Annotated in this window: 6 protein-coding genes; 2 read left to right on the top strand and 4 right to left on the bottom strand. The window is 35.1% G+C overall.

Features of this window, described 5'->3' with window-relative positions; genetic code table 11:
• Positions 1–364, bottom strand: a 364-nt coding sequence (locus tag B2X72_RS06585) for a thiamine-phosphate kinase (protein ID WP_286848717.1), incomplete at its 3' end; no start/stop codon positions are given.
• A gap of 227 nt (positions 365–591) precedes the next feature.
• The gene (gene nadA / locus B2X72_RS06580) at positions 592–1,587 is read right to left on the bottom strand and encodes a quinolinate synthase NadA (RefSeq protein ID WP_088163401.1); all 996 of its coding nucleotides are present in this window, start codon (positions 1,585–1,587) and stop codon (positions 592–594) included.
• Between the two features lie 3,148 nt (positions 1,588–4,735).
• Here nadA and nadB point away from each other — a divergent pair.
• Both nadB and B2X72_RS06570 read left to right on the top strand, forming a co-directional pair.
• Positions 4,736–6,328, top strand: coding sequence for an L-aspartate oxidase (nadB, locus tag B2X72_RS06575; protein WP_286848714.1), 1,593 nt, complete (start codon positions 4,736–4,738; stop codon positions 6,326–6,328).
• Positions 6,329–6,333: 5 nt separating this feature from the next.
• On the top strand, positions 6,334–6,840 hold the full coding sequence (locus B2X72_RS06570) for a gamma carbonic anhydrase family protein (RefSeq protein WP_088163398.1): 507 nt from the start codon (positions 6,334–6,336) through the stop codon (positions 6,838–6,840).
• 49 nt (positions 6,841–6,889) lie between these two features.
• Here the strand turns inward: B2X72_RS06570 and B2X72_RS06565 are convergent, their stop codons facing one another.
• Entirely contained in the window at positions 6,890–8,569 is a 1,680-nt protein-coding gene (locus B2X72_RS06565) for an Ig-like domain-containing protein (RefSeq protein ID WP_286848711.1), read from the bottom strand.
• A gap of 78 nt (positions 8,570–8,647) precedes the next feature.
• Positions 8,648–10,507: a tRNA uridine-5-carboxymethylaminomethyl(34) synthesis enzyme MnmG gene (gene mnmG / locus B2X72_RS06560; RefSeq protein WP_286848708.1), complete on the bottom strand. Its 1,860-nt coding sequence runs from the start codon at positions 10,505–10,507 to the stop codon at positions 8,648–8,650.
• Positions 10,508–10,626 lie beyond the last annotated feature (119 nt).

The following is a 10,626-nucleotide window of genomic DNA, read 5'->3' as shown; positions in this document are numbered from 1 at the left end:
TCAATGCTCCCTGATAAATCTCTTCTACAGCTTCCAATGGAAATTTTGAGGACAGACCTATTGAAAAGGTAATTTGTGAAGCTATTCCGTTCATCGCGTAAATATCGCTCAAATTGACCTGAACAGCTTTGTAACCTAGATGTTTTAACGGAACATATCTAAGATCAAAATGAATCCCTTCCAACAGTAGATCAGTAGATATCAAGGTTTTTTTACCTCCAAAATCTAGAACAGCAGCATCATCGCCAATCCCTTTAATTGTGGATTTTTCTGTTAATTCTACAGCTTTTTTTATATAATCAATCAAGCCGAACTCACCCATTTCTTCCAAATTGGTTCGCTCGGTGTTATCAAAATCAAACATGCTAAAAAGTTTAAAAGTTTAATATAGATAATGCCTGCTGATAATCATCTCCCAGAGAGATATCCGGATGGCATTACAAAATAAGTTTTACTATAAGACCAATGCCCCCCTGCTTATACATTGGACTCTTTTCGTTGAACTGCATATAAACAGCTCAACGAAATTATTATTGACCATTGAAAACCAATCAGTTATTATCTTGGTATGATCAAAAATTATGCAGATTTCTATAAGCCTAAACTTGCCGATATTTCCAACATACGTTCAATAGGACGCTGGGCTCGGAGAATAACATCCTCGGGAAGAAGGATTTCAGGCGATTCATACTTCAGACAGTTATATAGCTTCTCAAGCGTATTAAGCTTCATATGCGGGCAATCATTACATGCACAGGCATTATTAGGAGGTGCAGGGATAAAAGTCTTATGTGGACTTGCTTTTTGCATTTGGTAGAGAATACCTGATTCTGTAGCAACAATATAAGCCTGGGCCGTATCTGTCTGGGTAAATTTAAGCATGCCGGCAGTCGATCCCACATAATCGGCTATCGCCAGTATATGATCTTCACACTCCGGATGGGCAATAAACTTAGCATCAGGGTGCTCGCTTTTCAAACGATCAATTTTATCTTGAGAAAAAATTTCATGGACCATACATGCACCATTCCAAAGCACAAGATCTCGTCCAGTTTTCTTTTTAACGTATGCTCCGAGATTACGATCCGGGCCAAAAATGATTTTCTGATCCGCTGGCAGGCTCTCTACGATCTGAACAGCGTTACTAGAGGTACATACGATATCGGAAAGCGCTTTCAATTCCGCTGTACAGTTTACATAAGTGATGACCAAATGATCAGGATATTGTTCCTTAAATTTAGCGAAAAGATGCGGTGGGCAAGAATCTGATAGCGAACAACCTGCTTTGGCATCTGGCAGAAGAACCTTTTTCGTCGGTGAAAGTATTTTAGCCGTCTCAGCCATGAAATGTACTCCAGCAAAAACAATTACATCTGCATCAGTTTTCGCAGCTTCCTGGGATAAACCAAGGCTATCTCCTATATAATCCGCTATATCTTGAATTTCAGACTCTTGATAATAGTGAGCCAAGATGACAGCGTTCTTTTCTTTCTTTAACCGTTGGATCTCTTTAATCAAATCCAGTGAGGGATCAATCGGAGCATCGATATAACCTTTTGCTTGAAGCTCATAATTTACAATTTCCATGCGAGTAGTTTCAACTTTTATGAACAGCAAAAATAAGCATTGTTAGATATATAAAAGTCAATTAAAAGCAAATTAATCAGGTCGTGGTAATATACCGCTCGCTTGAATGTGATGCATTATTAGATAATAACAGATAAAACACTGATATAAAACCTCTTATTAATCAATAATAGATTACAACGGATCTACCGAGCCTAGCTTATTGGATAATGTCAGTTTTCAAATTTGATCGAACAACTACAACTGTTGCCCAATTACATGATCTTGCAGAACTGACAGTGAAATACCTATTAAAAAAATACAAATTAAACGTTTACAAAAATTAATAGTTAAATTAATTTATATAAAGTTTAATTAAACAATATTACGCCCATATAAACTCTTTTAGACTTGAATATTTAGGAAACTATTCGAACTCTTCATTTATACCAAAAGCTGAAAGGGTTTATTTCACATTATTTCGATCTTCGAAAATCAGTTTCATCCGCGTCCAACCTTCATAGCCTAAGGAACGTTTTTAGGCATATTACAAAACAATGAAAAATATAGCAGAAAAGGAAGCTTTATTTATTAACATTTCAGATTAAAAAACGTTTTTGAGCTCGTATAGGCAAGATTAATGGATTCTGGATTGATCAATAATTTTATATCAAATTCTCAGCGGGTTTATTTTGTAAATTTGGAGTAAACTGTATATGCCTGCAGCATTGAAAGCGTACAAAATAGCTTCGAAAATAAAATAAACGCCCTCAGAATCGTCTATAGTATATTGTATCATCATCTTCCCTAAATATGCCATTCTAATCGCAAATATTTGAAGTTTATATATTTTCCATTTACCAACCACATACAGCAACGGAGGCCAGAATTGGGCGAAAATCAATTTTCATCAATAAAAATACGTCATAGACAATCAATACAAAACAATAATCTCTGGAATAAGTGCTTTTACATTTGCATATAAAGATACTAGCAGCTTATAGAAATGAATATAGGAATGTAGCGATGTAAATTTATGCCAATTCAGGGTCGATAGCGTTGAATGAAATAGTTCAAATAAACCCTATAAGAATTGGATATTTATAAGAAAATCTAAAAGAGTCAAGTAGAAGCGAATCTAGAAGAGAGTATTTCTCGGAAAATAAAATATATGACTAAATGATGCATACAGCATCCAAAATAAAGCGGATAAGAATTAAATATTGGCTACTATAATATAAGATAGTGAATTTATTTAATTCTAAGAGGCTTTAATGAAATTTTCACAATTCAATTTTACAAAATTCAAGAATAAATGATGGATCCCACCAAAATAGAATAAATTATACCGAGTATCAGATAAGAATCCAGTAAATAACTCCCTCAAAAGCTCAATATAACAGAATCCGAGCGTATATCCGGCTAGACCAAGCATCTAGCGATAATTATAGTATAAACCGCAAAAAATCCAACAAATATAACTTAAAAAATACTAATAAATATAATAACGAAATATAAACTTGTTAAAAAATATAAATTTTCATATTTATATTAAATTTAGTGAATTAAACCGCTTGATAGTCAAATATATAGATAATATTACAAGATAACACTAAATATGCGACTGACAACGCATTTTCAAAGCAACTTAGTCGCTTAGAATTAAATATTCGAAACAAATAGCGAATCAAGTCAATATATTCAATCCATAAGGGCTTTATTTTAGAAAAATACGCTCTGAGAATGATATAAAAAGATACTCCATAACAATAATCCAGAATATTCGAATCTCACTGATCTAAATTTGGATAATTCCTCCATCTAAGGGATGTTGGGCTGCAAATATAGTAAGATTGTTTGTTCTACAATAAATTATTTGAAGAAATTATTTGCAATCCAAAATTATAAACAAGCTAATTTTAAAATTTCACTTAGATCGCAAAAAATTCACTATTTAAACGCATAGAATGCAATAAAAAGCACTGAAAACAAATTTTGTATAAATATCCAATTTTAACCGGGTTTATTTTTAAACAATAGGCTTGAGATTCTGTTTAAAATTCAATTCAGCCAAAACCAAACCGATATTATAGCCAATCCGAATACGATAAACCGATCCAGGAATAAAAATTCCAATAACCATTAAGGTTCAATTTTCATTTTGAAAAATTTGCTGATAAAATTATAAAATTTCGTACTCCAATTTAAACTCGTTGAGAAGGCCATATTCTAATATTTTTAAAAAAAATAAGCAAATAAGCAATCCTAAAACGACTTAAAATCCAAATAGCAAAATCAAGTAAATTACCTTTTTAAAGAAATTTCAAAGCAAAGATTAGTAGCTATTAGAATTCAATAAAAGAATTTATCTGGTTGAAAACCAAAAATATTGAAATCTCATAGCACCAAAATGAGAATTAAACCATTCCTTCATCAATTTCTATCAGTTACAATCCAATAAAATTGAAATAAGATCCAATAAGGGAAAATATCCAAGTATAAAACGGTTTAAAACTAAATTTTTCCTGAAAAAAATATAAATAACGCGCTGAAACTACTTTAAATCCATATACAAAAAAAAATAAAATAAATATCCAATCCTAAAGCGCTTCAAAAGCCAATAGGAAATTAAAAAAATAATATAAACTCAATTAGAATTAAATATTTCAATAGGGGACTTTATAATTCCCAGATATCGAAATCTAACCGCCTCTAATCGAACTTGACAAAACTAAACAAAGATTTTCGAACGTATTCCACAATCTTTTTTTTCAATAAATACTAATTACTTAAAATAGAAAATCTCTTATTGTTTATTATGGTGTGGAAAAGTGGTATAAATTAGGTTATTTCAATTTTGATTTTAGGTTTTTAATGAGTTTTCAACAATTTTTCAACAGGATTTATCTATTAAAGAGCTGATTTTTAAAATTCTAATTTATCGTATTTTTTATTTTCCATATATTTTTGTTGAATAGTTTTTGTTTAGAAAATGTGGAAATCTATGGATTTTTGTGCGGAAAAATTTTAGAAATAAGGCTTCGAAATAGGGGATTTGTGAATTGTTAAATACTTTTCATTTTTATTTAACCTTTTATTTACACGTTTTCCACATTTTTCGTTAATTTGAATCGTCACTTTTGGGGATAGTTTGTGAATTTTAATTTATATGGCAGATAGAAAGGTAGATTTTTTGGTCATTGGATCAGGTATTGCTGGATTGAGCTTTGCTTTAAAGGCATCGAAATTCGGTAAAGTATTGATAGTCACTAAGTCCAATGAGGATGAGTCTAATACAAAATATGCGCAAGGGGGAGTGGCTGCCGTTGTGGATAAGTCAGATAGCTTTGAAAAGCATATCATTGATACTCAGATTGCTGGGGATGGTTTATGCGATGTTGAAATTGTGGAAAACGTAGTAAGAGAAGCACCGGAACGGATAGCAGAACTTATTTCATATGGGACATCATTTGACAAGGAGGAATCGGGCTTGTATGACCTGGCAAAAGAGGGGGGACATTCAGCTCATCGTATTTTACATTATAAAGATATAACTGGTTACGAAATAGAGCGTGCATTATTGGCTCAAGCACATAGTGATCCCAATATTGAAATTGTAACACATTACTTTGCCATTGATTTGATTACACAGCATCATCTGGGTGAGTACGTGGATAAAAATAGGGAAGACATTACCTGTTATGGAATTTACGCTTTTAATACCTCATCACATTTAGTAGATCAGATTTTGAGTAAGGTCACCGTGATGGCCTCTGGCGGAGCCGGTCATGTTTATTCAAGTACAACAAATCCAACTATCGCGACTGGAGATGGTATAGCGATGGTGTATCGGGCAAAAGGTAAGGTACGTAATATGGAGTTTATGCAATTTCACCCTACTTCTTTATATAATCCAAAGGATTCGCCTGCATTTTTGGTATCCGAAGCTGTACGTGGATTTGGGGGAATTTTAAGGAGGATCAATGGTGAATCTTTTATGGAGGAGTACGATGAACGTGCTTCCTTGGCACCAAGAGACATCGTTGCTAGAGCTATTGATGCCGAGATGAAGAAATCAGGTATAGATTATGTTTACCTCGATATTACGCATCGGGATAAACAGGATATTATCAAGCATTTTCCAAACATTTATGAAAAGTGCCTTTCGATCGGGCTGGATATGGCGAAGGATTTTATACCAGTTACACCGGCTGCGCATTACCTCTGCGGGGGTATCTATGTCGATGATTTTGGACGCAGTAGCCTTGTTAATTTATATGCTTGCGGTGAATGTTCTTCTACTGGACTACATGGTGCAAACAGATTGGCTTCTAATTCGCTTCTTGAAGCACTTGTTTATGCGCATCGTATTTTCTTAGACGCCACAAAGTCGATAGGATTGATTAACCATATTGTTGACGTTCCGGAATGGGATGATTCTAAAACTTCACTTTCAAATGAGGATATTTTAGTAAGTCATAATTTGCGCGAATGCCAAAAGATTATGAGTGACTATGTTGGTATTGTTCGTTCCGATTTTAGGCTGGAAAGAGCCCTTAAACGATTACATCTGTTATATGAGGAGACTGAAGAATTTTATCGAAATACCAGGCTTTCTGTTAAATTGTGTGAATTGCGTAATGTTATCCAAGTAGCTTATATTGTGACAAAATCAGCTATGTTGAGGAAAGAAAGTAGGGGATTGCATTATACAACTGACTACCCTAAACATTCGGAAGTACTAAAGGACACAATTTTTTAAGGAATATGGCACTTATTTTACCTGTTTTGGATAAATCTCCATTGATAGCCGAAGAATGCTTCTTAGCACCTAATTCAACGATTGTAGGCGATGTAGAGATTGGGCATCACTGTTCGGTATGGTTTAACGCTGTAATACGTGGAGATGTCAATTATATTCGTATTGGTAATTATACGAATATTCAAGATGGTGCTGTTATACATTGTACCTATAAGAAATGCGGTACAACGATTGGAAATTATGTAAGTATAGGCCACCAGGCTATGGTACATGGATGTATTTTGGAAGACCATGTACTCATTGGTATGGGAGCTATCGTTATGGATAATGCTATTGTTGAATCGAATGTTATTGTAGCAGCTGGAGCAGTGGTGTTAGAAAACAGCCGCTGTGAATCGGGATTTCTATATGCTGGGGTACCTGCGAAAAAGATAAAGGCACTTACTGAAGAGCAGAAAGATCTATTGCAGCAGCTACCACATAATTATGTTCTATACAGTTCTTGGTTTTAGCTTAATCGAATTAGCAGTGTTTTAAATTATTATTTTAGAATGGCCTCAGTTATTCTTTTTTGAGGCCATTCAATGAAAAACTATCTTTTTGTTCCCAATTAGCACGTATCGTAAATACTTTATTTAGATATATAACAGGTTCCGGAAAGGTTTTCTTTTCGACATCTCCGGTATCCCAGATTCCATTATCATTGTCGTCGCGAATTACACGTATGCTATACTTTCCTCCTGGATACTGTTTGTATGCGACGGTCGGATTGTTCATGTTTATTTTGTCGACGCGGTAGACTTTATCTTTTTTCTCATTGATTAACTCTACCAGATATGTTATATTGCTATCTAGATCTGTAAAATCAAATGTCAGATCCCCATAGTTTTCACTATCGTCATAAGTCAAATCCAGCTTTTTCTCTTTATTCTGCTCGCCAAAATAGCCTGTTATGGCGCCTTCTGTAAACTCAATTTGGTACTTTTTATCTTTTCTCCAATTATATCGAATATGGTAGATATTGCTATTCGCTGTATCAACGGCAAGTTGGTAATTGGTTCGGACCAATGAGTCTTCTTTGAATTTCAACTTGGTTTTATCGATATTCTTGATCGGTGTGAATGCAGATACCTGAAGGTGTGTAATCCGATCTACTCGCCCATTATTCGGGGTAAAAATAGGATCAATTGTCTGCTCTATTTTTACATTCCCTTTTCTAATTAGAATGGTGTCCAATGGCCTTTCATTTTCTGTCAGAACCAGCTTTAGGGAGTCTATTTTTAAATTTGGAATAAACAAAGTAGCGGAGTCTGATGTATTTGAAAAGCGTACTATTTTATCCTTGTTGTTTACTTCATCATTTAGGATATTGAGTTTGGGTTTGTCCACTCGCCTGTTAAAAATAAGAAGTATACTTCCATTTTTTTCAAATTTCTTCTCTTGCGTTCTAAACTTTTTTGGGGTTCCTTTGAATATCTCCAAATTGATATTGTTTAAGTCTCGCGCTAGCACGATAGAGTCTTTTAGGAAACCTATTTCTTCATCAGCGCCATTATAGATCCTATCATTGTTCTTTTCTTGAAGTGCGTAAATGCGATAGGTTCCTTCTCTCAAATTGTTTAGTTTGTAATTGCCTGCAGTGTCTGTTGTCGTAAATATATTCGCTTTCTTCTTCCCGAAAATGGAATCTTGGCTAGTGGGGATCAATAAGACTTTAACATCTTTTTGGACCTCTTTGGTCACTGCGCTTTTTACATTACCGGATATACTGAGCGAATCTATTTTGTCTCCTGTTGCGAATACATAAGCATAATTGACCAGTGCATTTCCTGCGTTATAATCGACTAGTCCTTTACCGAAATATATGCTGTAAGTTGTATTTTTTTCGAGAGAATCAGGTAAGGTAATTTCTAGATTTTTTTTCTTGACCTTGAATTCTGGGTTACTCCCCATGTCTGGCGTAATACTGAATTCTTTTTGCTGATTTGCCAGTTTGATATACTCGTCGAAAGTGATAACTATTTTTTTTGCTGTAAAATTCTTCGAAAAATTCGTAGGACTTTCCAGTAGTATTTTCGGGGGAATGGAATCTTTTGGCCCCCCCGTAGGCTGTTGTATGCTCGCACATTGTATGGACAAGCCAATAAGCATAATAAACATGCTTAAAATAAGTAATCTTGTTTTTAAGCTACTTTTTAGCCTTTTTGAACCACTTTTATTTTCTTTTAAAGAAGTTGTCATAAAAAATAGAATATTGTCTTAAATCGCTTATTTTAAGCTATGTAATATTTTATATATAAGTATTTGTATATCAGTTATTTAACTCATATGTACCATCAATACAGTGATATCGGAAGGTGAAACACCCGAGATTCTTGAGGCTTGTCCCAGTGTACGTGGTTTTACCTTTGATAGCTTTTGTCTTGCCTCAATGGATAATGACGTTAGCAAGCTGTAGTCGAAATCAGGGTTTATTTCTCTATCTTCCATCTTCTTCATACGATTAACTATTTCCATTTCTTTATCGAAATAGCTTTCATATTTGAGATTGATCTCTGCTTGTTCGATGGTGTCGTTATCAAATTGGGATACATAATTTGCAAAGCCTTCATCTCCTTTCAGAATATCGTGGATACCAACTTGTGGTCTCGCAAGTACATTACTCAACCTTGTTTTCTGAGGAAGAGCGCTCGAGCCAACTTCTGCTAATACTGCATTCATCTTTTCGACATTGGTTGAATTTTGTTTTAGATACTCAATTATTTTAGTTGAGTTATCAATTTTGTCTTGCACTTTTTTGAGTCTTTCTTCTCCTACTAATCCCAATTTATAAGCTAATGGGGTTAGGCGAATATCAGCATTGTCCTGGCGCAAAAGTAGACGATGTTCTGCTCTTGATGTAAACATACGGTATGGCTCTTCAGTTCCTTTTGTTACGAGATCATCGACCAATACACCTATATAAGATTCGGATCGTTTTAGAATAAGTTCCTTATCATCGTTGATGCGTTGATGCGCATTTATCCCGGCTAGGAAACCTTGAGCGGCGGCCTCTTCATAACCAGTAGTCCCATTGATTTGTCCTGCAAAAAATAGATGTTTCACCAATTGGGTTTCTAGGGTTAGATCCAATTGCATTGGTGGAAAGTAGTCGTATTCTATGGCATAACCTGGTCGGTACATCTTTGCATTTTCAAAACCAGGGATTAATTGCAAAGCTTTTAATTGTACATCTTCCGGCAATGAAGTCGAGAATCCATTGACATAGATTTCTACTGTTTTAAAACCTTCGGGCTCCACGAATATCTGATGTCTTTCACGCTCGGCAAAGCGATTTATTTTATCTTCTATAGAAGGGCAATAACGCGGACCCAATCCTTTGATGCGTCCCGTAAACATGGGTGATTTTTCAAACCCAGTACGAAGCATTTCGTGAACTTTATCGTTTGTGTAGGTAATCCAACAACAGCGTTGCTCAGTAGGTATTTCTACATCTGTATAAGAAAACCGCCCTCTTTTTTCGTCGCCCCACTGTTCTTCCATTAATGCATAGTTGAGGCTTCTCCCATCTATGCGTGGTGGAGTTCCTGTCTTCATTCTTCCTGATTCGAAACCAAGGGAAACAAGTTGTTCGGTTAAACCTGTGGCTGCCTTCTCTCCTGTTCTACCGCCTCCAAATTTCTTATCGCCAATGTGAATTACACCATTTAGAAAAGTTCCATTGGTCAGTACCACAGCGTCCGATTCTATTTCTATTCCCATCGAAGTGATGACACCGCAAGCTTTTCCATTTTTGACGATAACTTCTTTTACGGTATCTTGCCACATATCTAAATTTGGAAGAGACTCCAATTGTAACCTCCATTCTTCAGCAAAACGCATTCGGTCATTTTGTGTACGTGGACTCCACATAGCTGGACCTTTCGAAAGATTGAGCATTCGGAATTGAATGGTTGATTTATCTGCTATGATACCAGTATATCCGCCCATAGCATCAATTTCTCTTACAATTTGTCCTTTTGCTACACCACCGATAGCGGGGTTACAACTCATTTGGGCTATTACTCCCATATTCATTGTGATGAGTAAAGTGGACGAACCTAAGTTAGCTGCTGCCGCCGCTGCCTCACATCCGGCATGCCCCGCACCAACGACAATTACATTATATTTTTTAAACATTTTTCTATTCTTGTTCCACGTGAAACGTGGTATTTTTATTTCTTTGTAAATTTACGTTTTCTTTGTGTTCCACGTGAAACCTCTGGTGAAATTTTACATAAAATCAGCAAGATATAACC

The organism is Sphingobacterium sp. UBA7253, assembly GCF_002472745.1.
GTDB lineage: Bacteria > Bacteroidota > Bacteroidia > Sphingobacteriales > Sphingobacteriaceae > Sphingobacterium > Sphingobacterium siyangense.
Note: the sequence above shows the minus strand (reverse complement) of the source record. Positions and strands in the feature narration are given on the sequence as shown.

Bases quoted from the DNA above. Each gene is read 5' to 3' on its own strand.
- nadA (WP_088163401.1), bottom strand. From the start codon at position 1,587: ATGGAAATTGTAAATTATGAGCTTCAAGCAAAAGGTTATATCGATGCT.
- nadB (WP_286848714.1), top strand. From the start codon at position 4,736: ATGGCAGATAGAAAGGTAGATTTTTTGGTCATTGGATCAGGTATTGCT.
- B2X72_RS06570 (WP_088163398.1), top strand. From the start codon at position 6,334: ATGGCACTTATTTTACCTGTTTTGGATAAATCTCCATTGATAGCCGAA.
- B2X72_RS06565 (WP_286848711.1), bottom strand. From the start codon at position 8,569: ATGACAACTTCTTTAAAAGAAAATAAAAGTGGTTCAAAAAGGCTAAAA.
- mnmG (WP_286848708.1), bottom strand. From the start codon at position 10,507: ATGTTTAAAAAATATAATGTAATTGTCGTTGGTGCGGGGCATGCCGGA.